Here is a 23,735-nt window from a genome sequence, read left to right on the forward strand (position 1 = left end):
GGGCCCGGTCCGGGGGGCCGGCGACGAGGGGCCTCGTCGCGCCGTGGTCATTTCTACCAGAGTGCAGGATCTTTTTGCTTGACACAAGTCATAAATAGGTGATCAACTGTCAAAAGTCGCCGGACGCCCCACGCCGGCCCGCTCAACGAAGAGAGGCTCCCCCCATGGCCCGTGCACGCACCGCCGCCCGCCAGCTCGTCCTCGTCGCCACGGCCGGAGGCCTCGGCCTCGCGCTCACCGCGTGCGGCGGCTCCTCCACCGCCTCGGGCTCCGGCTCCGACGGCTCGTCCGCCGCCACCACCGGCAAGGTGGCCGCGGTCATCAAGGGCCTGGACAACCCGTTCTTCCAGACGATGGAGAAGGGCATCCAGGACACCGCGAGCGCCGACGGCACCGACGTGACGATCCAGGCCGCCGCCGCCATCACCGACACCAGCGGCCAGGCCGACAAGCTGACCGGCCTCGCCGGCCAGGACTACAAGTGCTTCGTCGTCAACCCGATCTCCGGCACCAACCTCGTCCAGGGCATCGCGCAGATCGCCGCCAAGGACGTCCCGATCGTCAACATCGACAGCCCGGTCGAGGCGGACGCCGCCAAGGCCGCCGGCGCGAAGATCGCGACCTACATCGGCACCGACAACAACGCCGCCGGCCAGCTCGCCGGCAAGCAGATGGGCACCCTCCTGCCGGACGGCGGCGCGGTCGCCCTCGTCGGCGGGATCGCCGGCGACGTGACGAGCGGCGCCCGCCTCGACGGCTTCACGGCCGGCAAGCCGGCCAACATCAGCATCGTCCAGACCGTCGCCGCCGACTGGGACCGCCAGACCGCGCTGACCAAGGCGACCGACATCATGCGCGCCAACCCCGACCTCAAGGGGTTCTTCGCCGCCAACGACGACATGGGCCTGGGCATCGCCCGCGCGATCGCCAACGCCGGCAAGACCGGGCAGATCAAGGTCATCAGCGTCGACGGCAACAAGGACGCGTTCGAGGCGATCAAGAGCGGCGGCATCGACGCCGTCGTCGCCCAGTTCCCCTACGTCGTCGGCAAGATGGGCCTCGAGGCCTGCGAGGCCGCGATGAAGGGCAAGACGCTCCCCGAGAAGGTCGACGCGCCCGTCCAGGTCGTCACCAAGGACACCGTGGACGCCGCGCTCTCGGCGGCGCCCAAGCCGGGCGAGGCCTACGACGACCCGTTCGCGGAGCTCCTCAAGTGACGGCCCCGACCGTGACCCCCGCCGCCTCGTCCACCGCCCCCTCGTCCGCCGCGCCGGCGGACGAGTCGGGCCCCCGCCCCCGCACCGGCTGGCGCGACGTCGCGAACTGGGCCGACTGGGCCGCGCTCGTCGGGCTCGTCGTCCTCGTCGTCGTCTTCCAGGCGCTCAACCCGACCTTCCTCAGCGCGGGCAACATCCAGTCGATGCTCGTCGCGGCCGCGATCCTCGTCGTCCTCGCCGTGGGCCAGACCTTCGTCGTCGCGACGAGCGGGATCGACCTCTCGATCGCCTCGACGATGACCCTCGCGGCCGTCGTCCTCGGGATCGTCTTCACCTCCGGCGCCGGCCTGCTGCCCGCGGTCGTCGCGGCCGTCGTCGCCGGCGGCCTCGTCGGGCTCGCGAACGGCCTGCTCGTCGCCCGCGGCAAGATCACCGACTTCATCGTCACCCTCGGGTCGCTCTCCGCGGCCTCCGGGCTGGCGCTGGTCCTCTCCGACGGCAAGCCGGCGACGATCATCAGCGCGCCGCTGCTGCGCCTGTCGACCGGGTCCGTCGGGATCATCGGCTACTCGGTGGTCGTCGCGGCGGTCATCGCCGTCGTCGCCCACGTGGTCCTGTTCCACACCCGGTTCGGCACCCACGTCCTCGCGACGGGGGGCAACGCCGAGGCGGCCAACGCCACCGGCGTGCGCACCGCCCGGGTCAAGACGGCCGTCTACGTCATCGCCGGCCTGCTCGCCGGGGTCGGGGCCGTGCTCCTCGTCGCCCGGGTCGGCGCCGCCGAGCCGGCGGCCAACACGGCCTTCCTGCTCAACAGCGTCGCGGCGGTCGTCCTCGGCGGGGTCAGCCTCTTCGGCGGACGGGCCACGGTGCTCGGGCCGGTCATCGGCGCGCTCCTGCTCACGGCGCTCGTCAACGGCCTGACCCTGCTCGGGGTCTCGCAGTTCTACCAGCCCCTGTCCGTCGGCGTCGTCGTCGTCGCGGCGGCCTTCCTCACGAGGTTCCAGAAGTGACCAGCACCCAGACCGCGGGGACACCCCTCGCCCACGACGTCCCCGCCGACGCGCTCCTCGACGTCCGCGACGTCAGCCTCTCGTTCGGCCAGGTCCGTGCGCTGCGCGACGTGACGATGCACGCCCGCCGGGGCGAGGTCACCGCGATCGTCGGCGACAACGGCGCCGGCAAGAGCACGCTCATCCGCTGCATCAGCGGGATCCACCGCCCCGACGCCGGCACCATCCGGTTCGACGGCGCGGACACCGGCTTCCGCTCACCCGAGGACGCGCGGGAGGCGGGCATCGAGACCGTCCACCAGAACCTCGCGCTCGTCGAGGACCTCACGGTGTGGCAGAACCTCTACCTCAACCGCGAGCTGACCCGCGGGGTCGGGCCGTTCCGCGTCCTCGACCGGAAGGCGATGCGCGCCGGCGCGGCCGAGAAGGTCTCCGGCCTCGCGGTCAACGTCCCCGCGGTCGGCTCGCGGGTGCGGCGCCTCAGCGGTGGGCAGCGGCAGGCGGTCGCCATCTGCCGGGCCGCCGGGTTCGCCTCGAAGCTCATCATCATGGACGAGCCGACGGCCGCCCTCGGTGTCCAGGAGACCGCCAAGGTCGAGCGGCTCGTCGAGGACCTGCGCGCGCAGGGCCACGCGATCGTCCTCATCAGCCACAACTTCGCCCAGGTGCTGCGGCTCAGCGACGCCGTCTGGGTCATGCGGGCCGGGCGCTGCGTCGCCGGCCGCCGCACCGCGCAGACCGACGGCGACGAGATCGTCGGCCTCATCACCGGCGCCCGCCCGGGCGACCACGAGACCGTGCCCGCCGGCGCGGCCTCCCCGACGGAAGGACCCACCCCGTGACCGCGAACCCCCTCGGCATCCACGCCCTCGTCTGGGTCGGTGACACCTCCCCGGAGTCCGTCGCCGCCGCCGTCGAGCGCACCGCTGCGACCGGCTTCGACCTCCTCGAGTTCTCGCTGCACGACTCGGTCAACCTCGACCGCGCGGCCACCCGGGCCGCCCTCGAGGCCCACGGGCTGCAGGCCGCCTGCTCGCGGGGGCTCGCGCCGGACGCCGACGTCTCGAGCGAGGACCCGGCCGTCGTCTCCCGCGGCGCCGAGCTGCTCCAGGAGTCGCTCGCGGTGACGGCCGACATCGGCGGCACCGTCCTCACCGGTGCGCTGTACAGCGCCTTCGGCAAGGCGGCCGCGCCGCTCACCGCGAAGGGCCGGGCCAACGTCGTCGCCGTCCTCAAGGACCTCGCCGTCGACGCGGCCGCCCGCGGCGTCACGCTCGGGCTCGAGGTGTGCAACCGCTACGAGACCAACGTCGTCAACACGGCGCGCGACGCGGTGCGCCTCGCCGACGACATCGGCGCGGACAACGTCGTCGTGCACCTGGACACGTACCACATGAACATCGAGGAGGACTCGATGAGCGACCCCGTGCGCGAGGTCGGCGACCGCCTCGGCTACGTCCACGTCGGCGAGAACCACCGCGGCTACCTCGGCTCGGGCCACCTCGACTTCGAGGGCTTCTTCGGGGCGCTCGCCGACATCGGCTACCGCGGACCGGTGACCTTCGAGTCGTTCTCGTCGGCCGTGCTCGCCCCGGGGCTGAGCAACGACCTGGCCATCTGGCGCAACCTGTGGTCCGACGGCACCGACCTCGCGCGGGAGGCGCACGGCTTCCTCACGGCGGGCCTGGACCGGGCCCACGCCGCCGTCGCGCGATGATGGGCCGATGAGCGCCGGCCCCCGACCGTCCGACACCGTCCACCAGGGTCTCGGCGAGCTCGCCGACCTCGCCGAGACCCTCGTCGAGTCGGCCGGTGACGGGCGGGCGCTGCTCGGCGTCGCCGGTGTGCCGGGGGCGGGCAAGTCGACGCTCGCGGAGGCGCTCGTCGCCGAGCTCGCCCGGCGGCACGGGGACGGCTGGGTGGCTCAGGTGCCGATGGACGGCTACCACCTCGCGGACGTGCAGCTCGAGCGACTCGGCCTGCGCGACCGCAAGGGCGCCCCGGCCACGTTCGACGCGCTCGGGTACGCGGCGCTGCTGCGCCGCCTGCGGGAGGACCCCGAGCGCGACGTCTACGCGCCGGGGTTCGAGCGGGTGCTCGAGCAGCCGATCGCCGGCGCCGTGGTCGTGCCCGGCGGGACGCGACTCGTCGTCACCGAGGGCAACTACCTTCTGCTCGAGGGCGACTGGCGCGAGGCGCGTGAGGCCCTCGACGCCGTGTGGTTCGTCGACGGTGACGAGGAGGTGCGGCGCCGCCGGCTGCTGGCCCGGCACGTGGAGTTCGGCAAGTCGCCGGAGGAGGCCGCGGCCTGGGTGGCGGCGGTCGACGACCGCAACGCCGAGCTCGTGCGCGAGCGGGCCGGAGCGGCCGACCGGGTCGTCCTCGTCACCGACGGCGGATGGTCGGTGTCCGGAGCCTGACGCGGAGCGACGCCGGCCCCGAGCGGGGCCGGCGTCGCCGTGCGGGTGGGGTTCTCGCTCAGTCGGACTGGCCGTAAAGGCCGGCCAGCGTCGAGCCCTCGGCCCAGTGGATGTTGCGGATTGGGTTGCGGGGGTCGTCGAGGCCCTTGTTGTAGGTGTACGCGCCGCTCTCGTAGAGCGCCCACACGTGGGCGTTGCCGTTCGAGCTCCCGTACGCGAGGCCCTCGATCATCGACGGCGCCCGCATGCAGAAGGACGTGGCATCGGTGATGTCACCGGCCGACGCGGTCGAGCGGACCCAGACGTTGCCGCGGTCGTTGCGGCCGTAGGAGGTGGCGAAGACGAACCGCGAGCCGACCGTCGTCATCCCCTGGGTCTTGGCCGGGACGGTGCGCTTGGTGCTCGTGTAGGTGAGCGACCCGTCGCTGTTCGGCCGGTAGCGCCACATGCTCTGGTGGCTCGTCTCGGAGAAGTCCCCGGTCCACACGTAGCCGCCCTGGGTGCCGAGGAACGAGGCCTTGCCCGCCACGTTCTGGTCGTCCTTCGGGGTGTAGGTGTGGTTGTTGTTGGCCGCCAGCAGGACCGACCTCACGCCGGACGCCGACCAGTAGCGGACGATGCCCTCGCCGCCGACGTACACGTGGCCGCCCGCGACGGCGATGCCGCCCGCGTGGGTGGTGGGGATGAGCATCCGGCCCAGGCTCTCGCCGCGGTCGGGGCCGCTCAGCCACACGCCGAAGACCGCACTCGGACCGTCGGGCGTCCCGTTGCCGTTGTCGTCGTGGTACGCCGAGATGAGGAGGACGTCGTCGGTGCCGCGGAAGTCGTTCCAGTAGGCGAGGCCCTGCGGCACGTAGCGACCGTCGAGCAGGCCGGCCGGGATCGCGACGCTGTTGTGGAAGGTCTCGTCGTAGGTCGCGCTCGCGGACGGGCCCGGGTAGAAGTCCGAGCTGCCCGTGGTGGTGCGGCACATCGCGTCCTCCGCGACGGCCGCGCTCGGCGTCGCGACGGTGACGAGCCCGCCGAGCGTCACGGCCGCCAGGGTGGCGGCCAGGGTCTTCAGTCGTGCCATGGTCGTGTGGTCTCCCCTCGTCGGGCGGTGCCGGTGCGCCGCCGTGCGGCCGACTGTAGGCCCCCCGACCCCTCCACGACATGGGGAGCGCTCCCCGGGTCCCAGGGCTCCTGACCGGTGCCGGTCCGGCGAGGTGTGCGGGCCCAAAAATCCTGTAGCGCAGCCGATTCCGGTCGGTCGAACCCTTGTTCGAGAAGGCTCTCGGCGGTACGATGGAGCGCGAGGGGAGGGGGAGCGGATGCCATCCACCAGCACGGGCCGGCCGGGTCCCGACGACGTCGTCGAGGCGGCGCGCAGGGCGCGACGGCTGGTGGGCGCGGTCCTCTCCCCGGCGGACTCTCTTGGGTCGTGCGAGGAGTGGGCCACCGCCCTCGGCGAGCTCCGGGCGCTGGCCGACGTCGTCGAGGCGGCCGAGGCGGAGGTGGCCGTCCGTCTCGCGGCGATCGAGCCGCTCGTCCTCGAGACCGGCGAGCTCGTCGAGACCCACCGCGCCCCCGGCCACGTCTCGCTCGACGCGCCGTCGATCGTCTCCGGGGTGCTCGGGATGACGGCCGTCCACGCCGAGCGCTGGGTGCGCGACGCCGTCCGCCGGGTCGCCGACGGGCCCGAGGGGACCGGCACGGAGACCGGTCTCGGCGCGCTCCACCTCGCCATGGCGCAGGGGCGCCTGGACGGCTACCGCGCGGGTGTCGTCGCCCACGAGCTCGAGGAGGTCCCGGCGCAGGTCGCCTCCACCGTGCTCGAGGCCGTCGACGCGTACCTCGGCGTCGAGGACGCGCCGCGCCTGCGCCGTCGGGTGCGGCGGGTGCTGGCCCGCATCTCACCGGACCTCCTGCGGCAGAGGGCGGTCCGGGCCCGTGCCGCGTCGTCGCTGCGTCGGTGGGTCGACGAGCCGGGCACCGACACCTGGCTCGGCACCTTCCCCTCCGAGGAGGCCTGCCGCGCGTGGGCCACCATCGACGCGCTGGCACAGCGGCTCGTCGCCGACGGTTCGTGCGAGGGCATCGACCGGGCGCGGGCCCGTGCGCTCACCGACCTCGTGACCGGCAGTGCGACGATCGACCTCCGGGTCCACGTCGTGACGGTCGTCCCGGGCGGCGCCCCTGACGACGAGGTCCGGCCGGCGCGGTCGGCAGCCGACAGGCGACCGGATGACCTCGTGGCCGTGCACGGCGCAGCGCCCGGCGAGCCCGTCCTCGTCGCCCGCGACTGGCTGGAGCGCGCCGTGGCCGCCACCTCTTCCCGCGCCGACCACCTCGGGCGGGTCGTCGTCGACTCCTCGAGCGGTGCCCTCGTGCCGGTCGGCGACACCGGCGCTGACGCCTACCGGCCGGGGGCCGTGCTCGTCCGGCTGGTGCGGGCGCGGGACGGACGCTGCCGCTTCCCCGGCTGCCACGTCGCCGCCCGGTTCTGCGACCTCGACCACGTCGTGGCCTGGCCGGCCGGACCGACGGCGGCGTCCAACCTCGTGTGCCTGTGCCGGCGGCACCACCGCACCAAGCAGCGGCCCGGCTGGGCGGTGACTCTCCACCCGGACGCGACGACGACCTGGGTCGACCCCGCCGGGCGTCGGCGCACCACCGAACCCCTCGACCATCGGCCGGTCGTCCTGCCCGACACCGGGTTGGACGCCGACCCGCCACCGCGCCCGCCCGGTGCGGCGCCGAGCGACGCACGCCACTCCGCCCTCGAGCACCGGCTCGAGCACGGTGGTCCGCCGCAGCCGTCGCGTGGCTGCGGCGTCGAGATCCACCGCCCCCGCGGCCGACCTCCGCGCCCGCTCGTCGTCGACCTCGCACCGCACCACCGGCGGCGCCGCTCGACGCCGCCCGCGTCACCCCCGTTCTGAGCCGCCCCGTGGGCCCTGCACGGGCGTACCGTCCCGAGGATGAGCATCCGCCTCGGCTACCAGATCCCGAACTTCACCTACCCCGGGGGCGAGCCCGCGCGCATCGTGCCGACCGTGGTCCAGCAGGCGCAGGAGGCGGACGCCGCGGGCGTCGACGCCGTCCTCGTGATGGACCACTTCTACCAGCTGCCCGGCATCGGCGAGCCGGACCAGCCGATGCTCGAGGCCTACACGCTGCTCGGCGCGCTCGCGACGGCCACCGAGCGGGTGCAGCTCTCGACGCTCGTCACCGGCAACACCTACCGCAACCCGACGCTGCTCGCGAAGGAGGTGACGACCCTCGACCTCGTGAGCGGCGGCCGCGCGGTGCTGGGCCTTGGCGCCGGCTGGTTCGAGCTCGAGCACCGGCAGCTGGGCTTCGAGTTCGGCACCTTCACCGACCGGTTCCAGCGGCTCGAGGAGGCGCTGTCGATCCTCGAGCCGATGCTGCGCGGCGAGCGGCCGACGGTCTCCGGCGAGTGGTACCGCACGGAGTCGGCGATGAACGAGCCGCGGCTGCGTGACGACCTGCCCATCCTCCTCGGCGGTGGGGGAGAGCGGAAGACGTTCAAGTACGCGGCCCGCCACGCGGCGCACCTCAACCTCATCTGCAACGCGACCGAGATCCCCCGCAAGCTCGAGGCCCTCGCCGCGCGGTGCGAGGAGGAGGGGCGCGAGCGCTCGACGCTCGAGACCAGCTACCTGGCCTTCGTCATGATGGCCGAGGACGGCGACGCCGCGCGCCGCATGCACCGGGACTTCCTCGCTGCCCGCGGCGTCGACCTCGACGCGATGGACGAGGACGAGCGCCGTGCCGCGACCGACCGGCAGTTCGCCGGCACGCCCGAGGAGGTGGCCGGGCAGCTGCAGGAGCGGGTGCTCGACCACGGCGTGGACGGGCTGATCGTCAACATGGTCGCCAACGGCCACGAGCCGGGGGTCGTCTCGATGATGGCCGAGGCGCTGGCGCCCCTCGTGCAGTCGCGCTGACCCGCCCGCGGGGCGCCGCGCGGGTCAGGCCTCGGGCTCGACCCGCGGCGAGGCGCCCTGCAGCTCGTCGATGAGCTCGGAGGCGTGCGCCTTGGTCAGGTTCTCCGGCACCTCGCGCCCGGCCTCGCGGGCGAGGGTGGAGAGGTAGCTCAGCTGGGGGCCGGTGGCGGGCTCGTCACCGGTCGCCCACTGCTCCGGCGGCTTCGTGGCGTCCTGGGGGTCCTGGATCGGGTCGGTCGGGTCGGGGTTCTGGTCCTGGGTGCTCATCCCTGCACGCTACGGACCGGGTCCGACAGGTCGACCCGCCGTGACCGACCCACGGGGTCCGTGTATCACCCGGGCGCGGCGTCGCCTCCTGCCGCGTGACCACCCACGCACCCGGGAGACGCCATGGCCACCATCCCCGTCCGCCTCCGCCTGGAGAAGCTCTTCTGCTACCACGGCGCCGACGAGAGCGACAGCGAGCCGTACCTGTGGACCGTCGTCGTGACCCTCGACGGCCGCACCATCACGCATCGGCCGGACGCGCCGTCGCTCGACGGGGCTCCCGGCGTCTGGTCCTCGCCGGGCAGCCACGGCAGCCTGGGCGGGCCGGTGGGCATCGGCGAGAACCGGACCGTGCCGGCCGCGGTCGGCCACCACGACACCACGCTCGAGCCCATCGTCATCACGGCGGCCGGGCACCGGGTCGAGGTGCCGGGCCGGCTCGTGCTCGTCGCGATCCTGCTCGAGGAGGACATGACCTCCGACGAGGGCGCCGAAGCCGCGCACGGGAAGGTCGTCGACCTGCTGCGCACCGAGCTGGCCGAGGCGGTCGCGGACCTCGACCTCGACGGCGTCGGGGCGAAGATCCTGCGCGGGCTCGCCGCGGGCCGCACGGCGCAGGACGTCGCCACCGAGTACCTCCAGCAGCGGATGAAGCGCGTCGTCGACCGGCTGAACCGCTACGCACAGGACGTGGCGATCGCCGCGATCGTGCGCGAGCTGAGCTTCCCGGCGGCGGTGATCGAGGCCTCCGACCCGGACGACTTCCAGGGCATCGTCGTCCGCTCGTGGAGCCAGGACGAGATCGCGGCGAGCGACACCCACCGCCGCCTCGCCGTCGACGAGCTGATCTACGACCACGGGGCGGGGCACCGCGAGGCCTCGACCTACAACTACGCCCTCCACGGGCACGTCTGGCAGCCGATCGAGGAGTACTGGGTCCCGGTGGCGGACACCCTGCCGCCGGGGCGGTGGCAGGTGACCGGCATCCAGCGGGCCGGGCGCAAGCCCTTCATCAGCACCGTCGGCGGGACGCTGCCGGACGGCAGCCCGTGGGCGATGTCGAAGAGCCGGGTGATGGACCTGCTGCGCGCCGGCAGGCACACGTTCTTCGTGCGCGGCGAGACCGGTACCGAGGCCGACGTCGTGACGACCGAGAACGAGGACAACCCCTACTTCCCCTACCTGGCGACGGTCGCGGACGCCGACCCGACTAACAACCTCTCAAAGCTCCCCCCGTGCACGGTGGCCATCCGGCACACCCGCCCGGCGCCCTGACCCGCGGCCGCAGCGCCCACGGACAGCCCGCACGTGCGGGCTTTTCGTGGTGGGGACGGGCCCGGGACGGCGACAACCGCGCACGTGCGGGCTTTTCGTGGTGGGAACGGCCCTAGGACAGCGATAACCCCGCACGTGCGGGCTTATCCGCCGGGGTCCTGCTCGGCGGGAACATCCGGACCCTGTCGAGGGTTGAGCCTGCTCGACGCAAGTTTCGTCCCATCGATTTGTGCAGGATGGTCGGTGGGGCTAACTTGAGTGACAACGACTCAACCCGGTCCGTGGGCGCACCGCCCCGGCCCAGCACCACACCAAGGAGCACCACACATGGCACGTGCAGTCGGCATCGACCTCGGCACCACCAACAGTGCCGTCGCCGTCCTCGAGGGTGGCGAGCCCACCATCATCGCGAACGCCGAGGGCGGTCGTACCACCCCCTCCGTCGTCGCCTTCTCCAAGGGCGGTGAGGTCCTCGTCGGCGAGATCGCCAAGCGCCAGGCCGTGACCAACGCCGACCGGACGATCCGCTCCGTCAAGCGCCACATGGGCACCGACTGGGCCTCCGACGACGTCGACGGCAAGACGTACAACGCGCAGGAGATCAGCGCGCGCATCCTCCAGAAGCTCAAGCGCGACGCCGAGTCCTACCTCGGCGAGACCGTCACCGACGCCGTGATCACCGTGCCGGCGTACTTCGACGACCACGAGCGCCAGGCCACGAAGGAGGCCGGTGAGATCGCGGGCCTCAACGTCCTGCGCATCGTCAACGAGCCGACCGCGGCGGCGCTCGCGTACGGCCTGGACAAGGGCAAGGAGGACGAGCTCATCCTCGTCTTCGACCTCGGTGGCGGCACCTTCGACGTGTCCCTCCTCGAGGTCGGCAAGGACCCCGACGACGGCTTCGCGACCATCCAGGTCAAGGCGACCTCGGGTGACAACCAGCTCGGTGGTGACGACTGGGACGAGCGCGTCGTGGGGCACCTGCTGACGACCGTCAAGAACACCTCGGGCGTCGACCTGTCCAAGGACAAGATCGCGATGCAGCGTCTGCGCGACGCGGCGGAGCAGGCGAAGAAGGAGCTCTCGTCGGCCAGCTCGACGAACATCTCCCTCCAGTACCTCTCGATGTCCGAGAACGGCCCGATCCACCTCGACGAGACGCTGACCCGCGCCCAGTTCGAGCAGATGACCAAGGACCTGCTCGACCGCACGAAGCAGCCGTTCCAGAACGTCATCAAGGACGCCGGCATCTCCGTCGGCGAGATCGACCACGTCGTCCTCGTCGGTGGCTCGACCCGCATGCCGGCCGTCAGCGCCCTCGTCAAGGAGCTGACCGGCGGCAAGGAGCCCAACAAGGGCGTCAACCCGGACGAGGTCGTCGCCCTCGGCGCGTCCCTCCAGGCCGGTGTCCTCAAGGGCGAGCGCAAGGACGTCCTCCTCATCGACGTCACGCCGCTCTCGCTCGGCATCGAGACCAAGGGTGGCCTGTTCACCAAGCTCATCGAGCGCAACACGGCCATCCCGACCAAGCGCAGCGAGGTCTTCTCGACGGCCGAGGACAACCAGCCGTCGGTGCTCATCCAGGTCTTCCAGGGCGAGCGCGAGATCGCGCAGCAGAACAAGCCGCTCGGCACCTTCGAGCTCTCCGGCATCGCACCGGCGCCGCGCGGCGTGCCGCAGGTCGAGGTCACCTTCGACATCGACGCCAACGGCATCGTCAACGTCTCCGCGAAGGACCGGGGCACCGGCAAGGAGCAGAAGATCACCATCTCCGGCGGCTCCGCGCTGTCGAAGGAGGAGATCGAGCGGATGGTCAAGGACGCCGAGGCGCACGCCGAGGAGGACAAGAAGCGCCGCGCCGAGACCGAGACCCGCAACATGGGCGAGACCCTCGTGTTCTCGACCGAGAAGTTCCTCTCGGAGTCCGGTGACAAGGTCTCGGACGAGCACCGCGCCCCCGTCGACGCGGCCCTCGCCGAGCTCAAGGACGCCATCAAGGCCGACAGCGGTGCCTCGACCGAGGACATCCAGGCCAAGATCGACCAGCTCAACAAGGTCTCCCAGGAGATGGGCGCGGCCGTCTACGCCGCGGCCGCCGAGCAGGGCGAGTCGGGCGACGTGCCCGGTGCCGAGTCCACGGACGGCAGCACCACCGGCGCCTCGGACGACGACGTCGTCGACGCCGAGGTCGTCGAGGACGACGAGGAGAAGAAGTGACCGACTCCTCGATGGACGACTCGGTGAACACCGAGGCGGTCAACGACGAGCCGCAGCGCGGTGAGGAGGCGGCCCCGGCGCAGTCCGGGGCCGCCGCCCCCGGCGGGGTGCCCGCGGGCGAGCCCGCCGAGGCCCCGGCCGAGGGTGCCGCGCCCGCCGGCGAGGGCCACCCCGACACGGTCCTCGCGGCCGAGCGCCTCGCCGACCTCCAGCGCCTCCAGGCCGAGTACGTCAACTACAAGCGCCGCGTCGACCGCGACCGCGCCGTCGTCCAGGAGCGTGCGGTGCACGACGTCCTCGAGTCGATGCTCGCCGTCCTCGACGACATCCACGCCGCGCGCGAGCACGGCGACCTCGTCGGGCCGTTCGCGGCCATCGCCGACAAGCTCGAGGGCACCCTCGGGCGCTACGGGCTCGAGCGGTTCGGGACCAAGGGCGAGGAGTTCGACCCGCAGCTGCACGAGGCGCTCATGCACGCCCCGTGGCCGGCCGGCGACGACGAGCTCCCGAGCGGCGCGAGCGCGACGACCGTCGTCACCGTCCTCCAGCCCGGCTACCGTGCCGGTGAGCAGGTCCTGCGTCCTGCCCGCGTCGCGGTCGCCGACCCCGACTGACAGCGACCGGAAGGAGGCGCCGATGGCCAGCCAGGACTGGTTCGAGAAGGACTTCTACGCCATCCTCGGCGTCCCGAAGGACGCCGACGCGGCGGCGATCAAGAAGGCCTACCGCAAGCTCGCGAAGCAGCACCACCCCGACCGCAACGCCGGGGACGCCGCCGCCGAGCAGCGCTTCAAGGACGTCGGGGAGGCGCACGCCGTCCTCTCCGACCCCAAGCAGCGCCAGGAGTACGACGCCGTCCGGTCGATGGCCGGCGGCGGCGCCCGTTTCCGCGCCGGGGCCGGCGGCCCCGGTGGGGCGAGCGGGTTCGAGGACATCTTCAGCGCCTTCGGGGGCGGTGGGGCCGGTGGCAGCCGGGTCCGCTTCTCCTCCGGCGGCCCGGGTCAGGGCCAGCCCGGCGGCGAGGACATCAACGACCTGCTCTCGCAGATGTTCGGCGGCGGGGCCGGTGGTGCCCGCGGCGGTGACCCGTTCGCGAGCGGCTTCCGCGGGGCGCGCGGTCCCCGGCCGGGTGCCGACGTCAACGCCCGCACGACGCTGGGGTTCCGCGACGCCGTCGAGGGCTCGACGGTCACGCTGACGACGGCCGACGGCGCGCGCGTCACGACGAAGATCCCCGCCGGCGTGCGCGACGGCCAGAAGATCCGCGTGCGCGGCAAGGGCGGCGAGGGCGACCCCGGCGCCGCCAAGGGCGACCTCATCCTCACGGTGAGCGTCGAGAAGCACCCGGTCTTCGGGCGCGACGGCGACCACCTGACCGTCGACCTGCCGGTCACCTTCGCCGAGGCCGCCCTCGGGGCGACCGTCGCCGTGCCGACGCTCGACGGCACCCCGGTGCGCGTCAAGGTCGCGCCGGGCACCCCGAGCGGGCGCGTGCTGCGGGTCAAGGGCCGCGGCGTCGCCGGGCGGCACGGCACCGGTGACCTCCTGGCCCGCGTCCAGGTCGTCGTCCCGCAGCGGCTCACCGACGAGGCCCGCGCCGCCGTCGAGACCCTGCGCGACGCCGAGGCCGGCGCCGACCCCCGCGCCACCCTGTTCCAGCAGGCCGCGACCTGACCGGAGGTGCACCGATGGCCCGTCTCGACGTCACCGCGTTCGGCCCCGACGACGACACCCCCGTGTTCGTCATCTCGGTCGCGGCCGAGCTCGCCGGGATGCACGCGCAGACCCTGCGGCAGTACGACCGGATGGGTCTCGTCACGCCCTCGCGCACCAAGGGCGGCGGGCGTCGCTACAGCCAGCGCGACGTCGCACTGCTGCGCGAGGTGCAGCGGCTCTCGCAGGACGAGGGCGTCTCGCTCGCCGGCATCGCCCGCATCCTCGAGCTCGAGAACCAGGTCGATGCCCTGCGCGCCCGGGTCGCCGAGCTGAGCGCGCAGGTCGAGGCGCTCGAGGCCGGCAGCGGGCGGACGACCCGGGTCTTCTCGGTCAGCCCGGCGGGCGACGTCTACGCGGCGCGGCTCGGTGAGCGCCCTCGCTCCGCCGCGCGCAGCCAGGCCCTCGTCGTCTGGCGTGGCCCCCAGCGCCCCTGATCCTTCCCCCCGACTTCTTGCGAGCTGCGCCGCTCGACACGCCGTGGATCGGCGTGTCGAGCGGGCGAACTCGCAGGAAGTCGGATGGGGTGGCGTCAGCGGCGGGCCGGCAGGCGCGTGATCCAGTATGAGGCGGTCGCCGGTGAGGCGACCCCGAAGCGCGCGTTGACGGCCCACAGCGCGCCGCCCGCGAGCGTCGCGGTCGAGGGCACGTCGAGCGTCTCGTCGGTCAGGGCGCCGCGCCAGCGCGCGACCCATCCGCGGCGGTTACGACCGAGCTTCAGCACCGACACCTCGGCCTGGCCCGAGCCGCGCACGACGTAGAGCGTCGAGCCGGAGCGCTCGATGCCGTCGCCGCCGGTGATGCCCGGACCGCCCTGCACGTCGACCTCGCGGACGCGGCCGGTGCGGGTGTCGACGACCCAGAGCCCGCCGGCGGTGCTGTGGTCGAGCACGGCGCTGCACCCGTCGAGGGCGCGGATGCCGTTGGCCGCGAGGTTCGTCCCGTCGTAGCCCGGCCAGTCACCGCCGAGCGGCACGAAGCGCGGGGTCGCGCCGCGGACGGGCCGGCCGTTGCGCCCGAGCCGGATGACGGTGAGCCGGTCGACGCGCGAGTCGGTGACCCACACCGCGTCCCGGGTGACGTCGAGGTCGTTGAGGAACCCGCCTCCCGGCACGACGACGTCGGCGACGACGGTGCCGCGCCGGCCGTCGACGGCCCAGACGTGCGCCTCGGTGCCGACGTTGCCGACCGCCCAGACCAGCCCGGAGCGCGCGTCCCACCGCAGGCCGCGCAGCTGGCGTCCCGTGGCGCCGGGCAGGAGGACGCGGCTCGTCCCGCGGCGCAGGTCGCCCGAGACGATGCGGCCGTCGTTGAGCGAGCCGACGTAGTAGGTCGTGCCGGGGCCGGAGGTGATGCCCTCGGGCTGGATGCCGTCCGGTAGCCGGACGGTCTCGGGGAGGCGACCGCCGTGGTGGCGACCGTCGGCTGCGGCGGACGGGGCGAGGGAGAGGCCGGTGGCGCCGAGGACGCCGACCGCGCCCGCGGTCAGCGCCGAGCGGCGGGTGAGGGAGGTCGTCGGGCGGGCGGGCTGCGTCAAGGTGTCCATGGTCCACGGTGGCCCGGTCGCGCCGGGGAGGGCGCGGGGGAGTCCCGCGGTGAGGTGGCCCGTCGAACCTCAGCCGACGGGGGCCTCGGCGTGGCCCCGGGTGCGCGCGAGCCGCTTGAGTCCCTCGGCTGGCCGGACCGGCTCCGGCCACTTGGGCGCCGCGAGGTCCCCCTCGGAGCGGCCGGTCACCCGGCGCCGGAGCAGCGGGAGCACCTCGCCGCGGACGAAGGCGGCCTCCTCCCGCACGGCCCGGCGCAGCGGGGTGCGCGGTGGCGGGTGCTCGAGGGTGCGCAGGCGCAGCGTGTGGTCCAGCCCGAGCGTCCGCAGCACGGAGGCGGCCATCCGCTTGTGGCCCCAGCGGTTCATGTGCAGCCGGTCGACGGCCCAGAGGCGGGGGTCGTCGTACTCGCGCAGGCGGGCGTGGTCGACGAGGAGCACGTCGTGCTCGTCCGAGATGTCGCGCACGCCGTGGTTGAAGAGGCGGACCCGTCGCAGCAGCGGTTCGAGCAGCGGTCCGGTGCGCGGGTCGAAGGCGGTGAAGACGACGACGGTCGCGCCGCTGCCGGCCAGCGCGCCGACGACCTCGTCGAACCGGCCGAGCACGGGGTCGACGTCGCTGCGCACCGCGAGCAGGTCGTTGCCCCCGGCGAAGAAGGTCGCGACCGTCGGGCGGAGCGCGAGGGCGGCCGGGAGCTGCTCGGCGACGACCTGGTCGATCCGTTTGCTGCGCAGCGCGAGGTTGGCGTACTCCCAGCGCGGGTCGAGGCGACCCAGCTGGCGGGCCATCCGGTCGGCCCAGCCGCGCAGGCCGTTGGGGTGGTGCAGGTGCGGGTCGCCCACGCCCTCGGTGAAGGAGTCGCCGAGGGCGACGAAGCGGCCGGGGTCCACGGGTCCATCCGACCCGGGTCCGGTCGGTCGCGGCAAGCGCTCCGGCCGACGTGCGCCCACTGTTCACCGGGACGTCGTCGACCTGCCCACCGGGTGTCGCCGGGCGGCGCCCGTGGGCTCCCTAGCCTGCGGGACGTGGCCCGTCTCGTGGTGCTCGGTGACTCCCTGACCGAGGGGGTCGGTGACCCGCACGCGGGCTACCCGAACGGCTGGCGGGGGTGGGCCGAGCTGGTCGCCGACGCCCTCGCCGAGCGCGACCCCGGGACCGAGTACGTCAACCTCGCGCTGCGGGGGCGGCGCGCGGCGCAGGTCCTCGCCGAGCAGGTGCCGCTCGCGCTGGCCCACCGGCCGACCGTCGTCACGTTCTGGGCCGGCGGCAACGACCTCCTCGCGCCGCGCGTCTCGGTGGACGCCGTCGCCACGACGGTGGAGCAGGCCCTCGTGGCGCTCGCCCCGACCGGTGCGCGGCTCCTGCTGCTCACGGTCTTCGAGCTGGACCCGTCCCCGGTCCTGCGGGCCGCCGGGGCTCGCGCCACCGCCTACAACGACCGGCTGCGCGTGGTGGCGGACCGGCTCGGCGCGGACCTCGTCGACGTCGCCGACCTCGGCCGTGATCCCTCCCTCTTCTGTGGTGACCGCGTGCACCCGGGGCCGGCGGGGCACCGCGCGGTCGCCGAGCGGGTGGCCGCACGGCTGGGCGTCCGCCTCGGCCCGGGCGGGGGAGCGGACGACCCGCGGCGGACTCCACCGGGATGGGCCGGGGAGGCCGGGTGGTGGCTCGGCAGCGTCGTGCCGCACGCCTGGCGGTGGGCCACGATGGCGAGCAGCCGGGAGCGGGCCCGTCCCAAGTGGCAGGAGCCGGTCCGGGTCGTCGACCGGCTCGTCGGGGTCCCGCTCAGCCGGTGACCGGGCGGCGGACGCGCGCCGCCGCGGAGAGGACGACGAGCGCGGCGACGACCGCGGCGAGCCCGACGACGGCCGAGCGCGGCTCGTCGGTCAGGCGGCCCCAGGCGATCCAGCCCAGCCCCCACGCCATCGCGACCGCGACGGCCCACCGGCCACCGAGGCGACGGGCGAAGAGGACCCCGAGGCCGGCGGCCACGGCGAGGACGACGACGGCGAGGACCTCCGCGACGAGAGGGCCGGGCTCGATGCCGCTCTCGATGAGGGTCGTCGTGACGTTGGCGACCGTGGCGACGGTGACCCAGCCGAGGTAGAGGCCGAAGGTGCCGTCGACGAGCACCGTCTCGACGTGGCCGTAGGACGCGTTCTCCTGGAGCCGGCGCACGAGCAGGCCGAGCGTGAGCGCGAGCGCGACGATGACGACGACGCTGGCCCAGAGCCATCCCTGCTGGGTCACGAGCAGCCACGCCGCGTTGAGGACCATCGAGACGGCGGCGAGCCAGCCGATGGCGCGGTGGCGGCGGTCGCTCGCCTGCTGCGGCAGCCACTGCCAGACCGTGTAGCCGAGGAGGCCGAGGTAGATCGGCGTCCAGATCGAGAACGCCGGCCCGGCCGGGGCGACGAGCGTGGCGTCGGCCGCGAGCGCCCCGCCCGAGGACTCCTCGACGCGGGTGCCGATGACACCGACCCCGACGAGCGTGCCGACGACGCAGAACACCTCTGCGAGGGTGACGCCCACCTGCCGGAGGCGGTCGGCCGAGGTGGGGGCGGTCGAGGTGACGGTCGCGGCGCTCATGCACCGACGCTAGCGGGGCGCTCGAGCGCCCGGCGGTGACAGCGGCGCAGGGGGCGCCCGAGCGTCCATACTCGGCGGATGACCGAGCACCTCATCGTCTTCCCGGACCGCGAGACCGCCGAGGACGTGGCGGACGGGCTGCGCGAGGACGGGTTCGACGACGTCCGCGTCGTCCGCGAGGCGCTGGCCGGCGAGGACGACGCCGAGGACCACGAGTGGGGCGTGCTCGTCCAGGAGGAGATGGTCGTCGACGAGAGCCGTCCGGTCGCGCAGGGCCTGCGCGACCGGTTCGCCGCCCTCGCGCAGGAGCGCGGCGGCTGGTACGACCCCGACCCGGCGGGGTGAGGGGGCGGAGGAGGGCGCGCACGGCTGGCGGGATCACCTTGAGCGGAATACACTCAACTTTGGTGAGCGTTGCTCCGGATGACGCCACCACCCCACCGCACGACCAGGAGACACGACCCGGATGGAGCTCAAGCCGACGACGAAGGTCGCGGAGGCCCTCGCGCTCGCCCAGCGCGCCGCGCAGACCGCCGGCCACGCCGAGATCACGCCCGACCACCTGACGAGCGCCGCCGTGCGCCTCGACACCCCCCTCGCCGACGCGCTGCTCACCGCCGCCGGCACCGGCGCCCAGCACGTCCTCGGCCAGGCCGACGCCCGGCTGCGCGCCCTCCCGACGACGAGCGGCGCCACCGCGCAGCCGCCGACCTTCGGCCGCGAGGCCGTCGCCGTGCTCCAGCAGGCCGACACCCTCATGCGGGCCAAGGGCGACTCCTTCCTCGCGCTCGACCTCGTCCTCCTCGCGCTCGCCGAGACCGGCCACCTCGCGGCGGTCGAGAAGCGCGGCGCCGCCGACATCGAGCGCACCATCGACGAGCTGCGCGGCGGGCGCACCGTCACCTCCGAGACCCAGAGCGAGACGGGGGAGGCGCTCGCGCAGTACGGCACCGACCTCACCCAGGCCGCGCGCGACGGCAAGCTCGACCCCGTCATCGGCCGCGACGAGGAGATCCGCCGCGTCGTCCAGGTCCTCTCGCGGCGCACGAAGAACAACCCCGTCCTCATCGGCGAGCCCGGTGTCGGCAAGACCGCCGTCGTCGAGGGCCTCGCCCAGCGCATCGTCGACGGCGACGTCCCGGAGTCGCTGCGCGACAAGCGGCTCGTCAGCCTCGACCTCGCGGCCATGGTCGCCGGCGCGAAGTACCGCGGCGAGTTCGAGGAGCGCCTCAAGGCCGTCCTCGAGGAGATCAAGGGCAGCGACGGCCAGGTCGTCACGTTCATCGACGAGCTGCACACCGTCGTCGGCGCCGGGGCGAGCGGGGAGTCGGCGATGGACGCCGGCAACATGCTCAAGCCGATGCTCGCGCGCGGCGAGCTGCGCCTCGTCGGCGCGACCACCCTCGACGAGTTCCGCGAGCACATCGAGAAGGACCCCGCCCTCGAGCGCCGCTTCCAGCAGGTGTTCGTCGGCGAGCCGTCCGTCGAGGACACCGTCGCCATCCTCCGCGGTCTCAAGGAGCGCTACGAGGCGCACCACAAGGTCGAGATCGAGGACAGCGCGCTCGTCGCCGCCGCGTCGCTCTCGGACCGGTACATCACCGGTCGCAAGCTGCCGGACAAGGCGATCGACCTCGTCGACGAGGCCGCGTCGCGGCTGCGGATGGAGATCGACTCCAGCCCCGTCGAGATCGACGTCCTGCGCCGCCAGGTCGACCGGCTGAAGATGGAGGAGCTGCACCTCGGGCGCGAGACCGACGAGGCCTCGCAGGAGCGGCTCGGCCGGCTGCGGGCCGACCTCGCCGACGCCACCGAGCAGCTCGACGCGCTCAACGCCCGCTGGGCCGCCGAGAAGGAGGGCCTCAACCGGGTCGGCGACCTCAAGGCGCGCCTGGACGACCTGCGCACCCGCGCCGAGCGCCTCCAGCGCGACGGCGACTACGAGGGCGCCTCGCGCGTCCTCTACGGCGAGATCCCCGCGCTCGAGAAGGAGCTCGACGCCGCGCAGGCCGCCGAGACCGCGCTCGAGGGCGCGGACCTCATGGTCAAGGAGCGCGTCGGCGCCGACGACATCGCCGAGGTCATCGCGGCGTGGACCGGCATCCCCGCCGGGCGGCTGCTCCAGGGCGAGACCGAGAAGCTGCTCTCGATGGAGTCGATCATCGGCGCGCGGCTCATCGGCCAGTCCTCTGCCGTGCGCGCCGTGTCGGACGCGGTGCGCCGCAGCCGGGCCGGCATCGCCGACCCCGACCGGCCGACCGGCTCGTTCCTCTTCCTCGGCCCGACCGGCGTCGGCAAGACCGAGCTCGCGAAGTCGCTCGCGGACTTCCTCTTCGACGACGAGCGGGCGATGGTCCGGCTCGACATGTCCGAGTACTCGGAGCGCCACTCCGTCGCCCGCCTCGTCGGCGCGCCCCCCGGCTACGTCGGGTACGAGGAGGGCGGCCAGCTGACCGAGGCCGTGCGCCGGCGCCCGTACTCCGTCGTGCTGCTCGACGAGGTCGAGAAGGCCCACCCGGAGACGTTCGACATCCTCCTGCAGGTGCTCGACGACGGCCGGCTCACCGACGGGCAGGGCCGGACGGTCGACTTCCGCAACGTCATCCTCGTCATGACGAGCAACCTCGGGTCGCAGTACCTCATCGACCCCACGCTCGACCCCGAGGCGCGGCGCAACGCCGTGATGGCGGCGGTGCGCGGCGCGTTCAAGCCCGAGTTCCTCAACCGGCTCGACGAGGTCGTCGTCTTCGACCCGCTCTCCCGCGACGAGCTCGCGCACATCGTCGACCTCCAGGTGCGGGCGCTCTCGACCCGGCTGCACGACCGCCGGATCACCCTCGAGGTGTCGGCGGACGCCAAGGAGTGGCTCGCCGCGACGGGGTACGACCCGGCCTTCGGGGCCCGGCCGCTGCGCCGGCTCGTCCAGAAGGAGGTCGGCGACCGCCTGGCCACCGCCCTCCTCGCCGGCCGCGTCCGTGACGGCGACACCGTGCGGGTCGACCTCGACGCGGCCGGCGACGCCCTCACCCTCGCCTGACCCCACCCGCCTCGCCTTTTCGGGGTGACCCCGAAATGTCCACGAGACCCCGGCTCCGAGCCGGGGTCTCGTGGACGAACCCCCGTGTCGCGGACCGCCCGGACCTGACGTGGCGCCCCCCGCGCGCCGGTTACCCTGACCGCCATGCGCCGCCGCCTGCTTCCCGCCCTCCTCCTGGCCGCGGCCGTCGCGCTCCCCGCCGGGTGCTCCGGCGCCGAGGAGGCGCCCGCGAAGAGCCCGACCCAGCGCCTCGAGGCCGCCCGGGCCGCGCTCGAGCAGGCCGGCACCGTCACGCTCGACCTCGCAAGTACGGATGTCCCCGCGCGCCAGAACGGCGTGACGGCCGCGACCGGGCGCGGCGTCGTCAGCCCCACCGAGCCGAAGTTCAAGGGCACGATCACGGGCACCGTCAAGGGCGTCGGCGCCACCGTCGAGGTCATCGCGATCGGTGACGAGACCTGGCTCAAGCTCTTCACCCCCGACTTCGAGCCGTTCGACCTCTCGACGCTGAACGCCCCCAACCCGGCGACCTTCTTCGACCCGTCGAAGGGCATTGCCGGCCTGCTGCCCGAGACGACGTCGCCGTCCGCCGGCGGCCAGGTGCGGGCCGGCCGCGACGTCCTCACCCAGGTCACGGGGACCCTTCCGGCGCAACGGGTCGAGGACCTCTTCCACCTCGGCGAGGGCGACGGCACGTACGAGGTCACCTACGGCCTGACCGACGCCGACCAGCTGCGCACCGCGACCCTCGTCGGCCCCTTCTTCGGCGGGTCGGACTCGACGTACACGCTGACGCTCACCGAGTACGGCGCCCCCGTTGTCATCGACCGCCCCTAGGGCGCTGCTCGGCGCCGCGTCCGTCGCCGTCGCGCTCGCCGCCGCCGACACCTACGTCGTCGTCCTCGCGCTCACCGACATGATGCGCGGGGTCGGCGTCGGCATCGACTCGCTGCAGCGCGCGACGCCCATCGTCTCCGGGTTCCTCCTCGGCTACGTCGCGGTGCTGCCGCTCGTCGGCCGGGTCGCCGACGTCGTCGACCGCCGGCGCGTCCTCCTCGCCTGCCTCGGCGTCTTCGTCGTCGGGTCGGTCGTCACGGCGCTGGCCACCGAGCTCCCGGTGCTCGTCACCGGGCGGGTCGTCCAGGGCGCCGGGGGCGGCGGCCTCGTCCCCGCGACCCTCGCGCTCGTCGCCGACCTCTGGCCGCCCGGCCGTCGCGGCGTCCCGCTCGGGGTCGTCGGGGCCGTGCAGGAGCTCGGCTCCGTCCTCGGGCCGGTGCTCGGGGCCGCGGTGCTCGCGGTCGCCGACTGGCGCGCCATCTTCTGGTTCGGCGCCGGGGCGGGGGTGGTCCTCGCCGGCGCGGTCGTCGTGACGGGGGGCGGTGTGCCGCAACGTCCACGCGCGCTCCCCACCGTCCTCGGGGTGCTCGCGGGTGTCGTCGGCTGGCTGGTCCTCGCCGCGCCGGACGTGCTCGTGACGAGCGTGTCGCTGGGCGTCCCGTTCGTCCCCTTCGGTGACGCGACCTCGCGCCTCGCGACCCCGATCGGCGTCGTCGCGCTCGTGCTCCTCGTCGCCGCGCTGGGGGCCTGGCTGCGGGGGCGCCGGTCCGCGGTGCGGCGCGTCGACCTGCTCGGCGCCGCCCTCGTCGGCGGCGCGCTCGGCTGCGTCGTCCTCACCTTCGCCGCCGCGCAGCCCGAGCGCGAGGTCGTCGGGCCGCTCGGCTACGCGCTGCTGCCCGTCGCCGCCGTCCTCGCGCTCGCCTACCTCGTCCACCACCGCCGGGCGGTCTCGCCGCTCGTCCCGCGCGGGCTGGTGCGCGGGCGGCTGGTCCGCGCGCTCGTCGTCTCGCTCCTCGTCGGGGTCGCCCTCGTCGCCGTGGTCGTCGACGTGCCGCTCATGGCGCGGGTCGTCCTGAGCGGCGACGAGACCGAGGCGGCCTTCGTCCTCGTGCGCTTCCTCCTCGCCGTCCCCGTCGGTGCGCTCGCGGGCGGGTGGGCGCTGCGCCGCGCCGGCGCGGGACCCGTCGCCGGGGCCGGCCTGGGGCTGACCGCCGTCGGGCTCGGTGTGATGTCGACGTGGGGCGCGACCTCGCTCTCGGGATGGTCCGCCACCCCGGTGCTCGCGGTGACCGGTCTCGGCATCGGCCTGGCGCTGGCCCCCGTCAACGACGCCGCGCTCGCCGAGTCGTCCGAGGACACGCACGGGGCCGCCTCCTCGCTCGTCGTCGTCGCCCGGATGGTCGGGATGGTCGTCGGGCTCGCGCTGCTCACGGCGATCGGGCTGCACCGCTACTACGGCGCGGTGGCCGCCCTCCCGGACCCGACCGACGCCGACGCGCTGCGTGCCGCGGCCGTCGTCCAGGTCACCTCGGTGTTCCGGGGGGCCGCCCTCGCCGCGCTCGCGGGGGCCGCTGTCGCGCTGACGCTGGGCCGCCGCCCGAGCAGCCCGGACGGCGCGGACCGCTCGGCCTCCGGGACCCTGCACCGGGCGTAGCG

General features: G+C 74.1%; 22 protein-coding genes. 17 read left to right on the forward strand and 5 right to left on the reverse strand.

What is annotated here, in order from left to right; translation table 11 throughout:
* The first annotated feature begins 164 nt into the window (after positions 1 to 164).
* Genes KMZ30_RS13860 through KMZ30_RS13880 form a run of 5 tightly spaced genes read left to right on the forward strand, consistent with a single transcriptional unit; the run spans position 165 to position 4,650 of the window.
* Positions 165 to 1,217: a substrate-binding domain-containing protein gene (locus KMZ30_RS13860; protein ID WP_215513062.1), complete on the forward strand. Its 1,053-nt coding sequence runs from the start codon at positions 165 to 167 to the stop codon at positions 1,215 to 1,217.
* Positions 1,218 to 1,228: 11 nt separating this feature from the next.
* Positions 1,229 to 2,230: an ABC transporter permease gene (locus KMZ30_RS13865; protein WP_215513061.1), complete on the forward strand. Its 1,002-nt coding sequence runs from the start codon at positions 1,229 to 1,231 to the stop codon at positions 2,228 to 2,230.
* Positions 2,227 to 3,072: an ATP-binding cassette domain-containing protein gene (locus KMZ30_RS22385; RefSeq protein ID WP_308279755.1), complete on the forward strand. Its 846-nt coding sequence runs from the start codon at positions 2,227 to 2,229 to the stop codon at positions 3,070 to 3,072. Before KMZ30_RS13865 ends, KMZ30_RS22385 begins: the two co-directional genes overlap by 4 nt.
* On the forward strand, positions 3,069 to 3,947 hold the full coding sequence (locus tag KMZ30_RS13875; RefSeq protein WP_030526381.1) for a sugar phosphate isomerase/epimerase family protein: 879 nt from the start codon (positions 3,069 to 3,071) through the stop codon (positions 3,945 to 3,947). Before KMZ30_RS22385 ends, KMZ30_RS13875 begins: the two co-directional genes overlap by 4 nt.
* A 7-nt stretch (positions 3,948 to 3,954) precedes the next feature.
* Positions 3,955 to 4,650, forward strand: coding sequence for a nucleoside/nucleotide kinase family protein (locus KMZ30_RS13880; RefSeq protein WP_215513060.1), 696 nt, complete (start codon positions 3,955 to 3,957; stop codon positions 4,648 to 4,650).
* 58 nt (positions 4,651 to 4,708) lie between these two features.
* Here KMZ30_RS13880 and KMZ30_RS13885 read toward each other — a convergent pair whose 3' ends face one another.
* Positions 4,709 to 5,722, reverse strand: a complete 1,014-nt coding sequence (locus tag KMZ30_RS13885) for a hypothetical protein (protein ID WP_215513059.1) — start codon at positions 5,720 to 5,722, stop codon at positions 4,709 to 4,711.
* Positions 5,723 to 5,960: 238 nt separating this feature from the next.
* Between KMZ30_RS13885 and KMZ30_RS13890 the strand changes: the two genes are divergently transcribed.
* Together KMZ30_RS13890 and KMZ30_RS13895 are read left to right on the forward strand one after the other, a co-directional pair.
* Complete coding sequence (locus KMZ30_RS13890) at positions 5,961 to 7,571, forward strand: HNH endonuclease signature motif containing protein (protein WP_215513058.1); 1,611 nt, start codon at positions 5,961 to 5,963, stop codon at positions 7,569 to 7,571.
* 39 nt (positions 7,572 to 7,610) lie between these two features.
* Positions 7,611 to 8,600 (forward strand): LLM class F420-dependent oxidoreductase, encoded by a 990-nt coding sequence (locus KMZ30_RS13895; RefSeq protein ID WP_215513057.1) that lies wholly within the window; start codon positions 7,611 to 7,613, stop codon positions 8,598 to 8,600.
* 24 nt (positions 8,601 to 8,624) lie between these two features.
* Here the strand turns inward: KMZ30_RS13895 and KMZ30_RS13900 are convergent, their stop codons facing one another.
* A complete protein-coding gene (locus KMZ30_RS13900) occupies positions 8,625 to 8,867 on the reverse strand; it encodes a DUF3072 domain-containing protein (RefSeq protein WP_215513056.1) in 243 nt (80 codons plus the stop codon).
* 123 nt (positions 8,868 to 8,990) lie between these two features.
* On the opposite strand from KMZ30_RS13900, the gene KMZ30_RS13905 reads away from it, so the two are divergent.
* The 5 genes from KMZ30_RS13905 (at position 8,991) to KMZ30_RS13925 (ending at position 14,509) form a co-directional block, all read left to right on the forward strand.
* Positions 8,991 to 10,142, forward strand: a complete 1,152-nt coding sequence (locus KMZ30_RS13905) for a DUF3892 domain-containing protein (protein WP_215513055.1) — start codon at positions 8,991 to 8,993, stop codon at positions 10,140 to 10,142.
* A 327-nt stretch (positions 10,143 to 10,469) separates the two neighbouring features.
* Positions 10,470 to 12,359 (forward strand): molecular chaperone DnaK, encoded by a 1,890-nt coding sequence (dnaK, locus tag KMZ30_RS13910; protein ID WP_215513054.1) that lies wholly within the window; start codon positions 10,470 to 10,472, stop codon positions 12,357 to 12,359.
* Entirely contained in the window at positions 12,356 to 12,973 is a 618-nt protein-coding gene (gene grpE / locus KMZ30_RS13915) for a nucleotide exchange factor GrpE (protein ID WP_308279754.1), read from the forward strand. The genes dnaK and grpE overlap by 4 nt, the downstream gene beginning before the upstream one ends.
* A 22-nt stretch (positions 12,974 to 12,995) precedes the next feature.
* Positions 12,996 to 14,033, forward strand: coding sequence for a DnaJ C-terminal domain-containing protein (locus KMZ30_RS13920; protein ID WP_215513053.1), 1,038 nt, complete (start codon positions 12,996 to 12,998; stop codon positions 14,031 to 14,033).
* A 14-nt stretch (positions 14,034 to 14,047) separates the two neighbouring features.
* Positions 14,048 to 14,509 carry a heat shock protein transcriptional repressor HspR gene (locus tag KMZ30_RS13925; protein WP_215513052.1) on the forward strand — a complete coding sequence of 154 codons (462 nt, stop codon included), beginning with the start codon at positions 14,048 to 14,050 and terminating at the stop codon, positions 14,507 to 14,509.
* 95 nt (positions 14,510 to 14,604) lie between these two features.
* On the opposite strand, the gene KMZ30_RS13930 is transcribed toward KMZ30_RS13925, so the two are convergent.
* Both KMZ30_RS13930 and KMZ30_RS13935 read right to left on the reverse strand, forming a co-directional pair.
* The gene (locus KMZ30_RS13930) at positions 14,605 to 15,609 is read right to left on the reverse strand and encodes an SMP-30/gluconolactonase/LRE family protein (RefSeq protein ID WP_226902531.1); all 1,005 of its coding nucleotides are present in this window, start codon (positions 15,607 to 15,609) and stop codon (positions 14,605 to 14,607) included.
* 78 nt (positions 15,610 to 15,687) lie between these two features.
* A complete protein-coding gene (locus KMZ30_RS13935; protein WP_215513050.1) occupies positions 15,688 to 16,506 on the reverse strand; it encodes an SGNH/GDSL hydrolase family protein in 819 nt (272 codons plus the stop codon).
* Positions 16,507 to 16,641: 135 nt separating this feature from the next.
* Between KMZ30_RS13935 and KMZ30_RS13940 the strand changes: the two genes are divergently transcribed.
* Complete coding sequence (locus KMZ30_RS13940) at positions 16,642 to 17,412, forward strand: SGNH/GDSL hydrolase family protein (protein WP_215513049.1); 771 nt, start codon at positions 16,642 to 16,644, stop codon at positions 17,410 to 17,412.
* Here the strand turns inward: KMZ30_RS13940 and KMZ30_RS13945 are convergent.
* Positions 17,402 to 18,205, reverse strand: a complete 804-nt coding sequence (locus KMZ30_RS13945; RefSeq protein WP_215513048.1) for a TspO/MBR family protein — start codon at positions 18,203 to 18,205, stop codon at positions 17,402 to 17,404. The two genes, KMZ30_RS13940 and KMZ30_RS13945, sit on opposite strands and share 11 nt — an antisense overlap.
* A gap of 78 nt (positions 18,206 to 18,283) precedes the next feature.
* Between KMZ30_RS13945 and KMZ30_RS13950 the strand changes: the two genes are divergently transcribed.
* From KMZ30_RS13950 to KMZ30_RS13965, 4 genes are all read left to right on the forward strand, one after another.
* Entirely contained in the window at positions 18,284 to 18,550 is a 267-nt protein-coding gene (locus KMZ30_RS13950; protein ID WP_215513047.1) for a ribonuclease E inhibitor RraB, read from the forward strand.
* 121 nt (positions 18,551 to 18,671) lie between these two features.
* Positions 18,672 to 21,242, forward strand: coding sequence for an ATP-dependent Clp protease ATP-binding subunit (locus tag KMZ30_RS13955; protein WP_215513046.1), 2,571 nt, complete (start codon positions 18,672 to 18,674; stop codon positions 21,240 to 21,242).
* Between the two features lie 144 nt (positions 21,243 to 21,386).
* Positions 21,387 to 22,079, forward strand: coding sequence for an LppX_LprAFG lipoprotein (locus KMZ30_RS13960; RefSeq protein WP_215513045.1), 693 nt, complete (start codon positions 21,387 to 21,389; stop codon positions 22,077 to 22,079).
* Positions 22,060 to 23,733, forward strand: a complete 1,674-nt coding sequence (locus tag KMZ30_RS13965; RefSeq protein ID WP_215513044.1) for an MFS transporter — start codon at positions 22,060 to 22,062, stop codon at positions 23,731 to 23,733. Before KMZ30_RS13960 ends, KMZ30_RS13965 begins: the two co-directional genes overlap by 20 nt.
* The last annotated feature ends 2 nt before the right edge of the window (positions 23,734 to 23,735 follow it).

This window comes from Phycicoccus mangrovi (assembly GCF_018729305.1).
GTDB classification, from domain to species: Bacteria; Actinomycetota; Actinomycetes; order Actinomycetales; family Dermatophilaceae; genus Phycicoccus; species Phycicoccus jejuensis.

Bases quoted from the DNA above. Each gene is read 5' to 3' on its own strand.
- KMZ30_RS13860 (WP_215513062.1), top strand. From the start codon at position 165: ATGGCCCGTGCACGCACCGCCGCCCGCCAGCTCGTCCTCGTCGCCACG.
- KMZ30_RS13880 (WP_215513060.1), top strand. From the start codon at position 3,955: ATGAGCGCCGGCCCCCGACCGTCCGACACCGTCCACCAGGGTCTCGGC.
- KMZ30_RS13885 (WP_215513059.1), bottom strand. From the start codon at position 5,722: ATGGCACGACTGAAGACCCTGGCCGCCACCCTGGCGGCCGTGACGCTC.
- KMZ30_RS13890 (WP_215513058.1), top strand. From the start codon at position 5,961: ATGCCATCCACCAGCACGGGCCGGCCGGGTCCCGACGACGTCGTCGAG.
- KMZ30_RS13895 (WP_215513057.1), top strand. From the start codon at position 7,611: ATGAGCATCCGCCTCGGCTACCAGATCCCGAACTTCACCTACCCCGGG.
- KMZ30_RS13900 (WP_215513056.1), bottom strand. From the start codon at position 8,867: ATGAGCACCCAGGACCAGAACCCCGACCCGACCGACCCGATCCAGGAC.
- KMZ30_RS13905 (WP_215513055.1), top strand. From the start codon at position 8,991: ATGGCCACCATCCCCGTCCGCCTCCGCCTGGAGAAGCTCTTCTGCTAC.
- dnaK (WP_215513054.1), top strand. From the start codon at position 10,470: ATGGCACGTGCAGTCGGCATCGACCTCGGCACCACCAACAGTGCCGTC.
- KMZ30_RS13920 (WP_215513053.1), top strand. From the start codon at position 12,996: ATGGCCAGCCAGGACTGGTTCGAGAAGGACTTCTACGCCATCCTCGGC.
- KMZ30_RS13925 (WP_215513052.1), top strand. From the start codon at position 14,048: ATGGCCCGTCTCGACGTCACCGCGTTCGGCCCCGACGACGACACCCCC.
- KMZ30_RS13945 (WP_215513048.1), bottom strand. From the start codon at position 18,205: ATGAGCGCCGCGACCGTCACCTCGACCGCCCCCACCTCGGCCGACCGC.
- KMZ30_RS13950 (WP_215513047.1), top strand. From the start codon at position 18,284: ATGACCGAGCACCTCATCGTCTTCCCGGACCGCGAGACCGCCGAGGAC.
- KMZ30_RS13955 (WP_215513046.1), top strand. From the start codon at position 18,672: ATGGAGCTCAAGCCGACGACGAAGGTCGCGGAGGCCCTCGCGCTCGCC.
- KMZ30_RS13960 (WP_215513045.1), top strand. From the start codon at position 21,387: ATGCGCCGCCGCCTGCTTCCCGCCCTCCTCCTGGCCGCGGCCGTCGCG.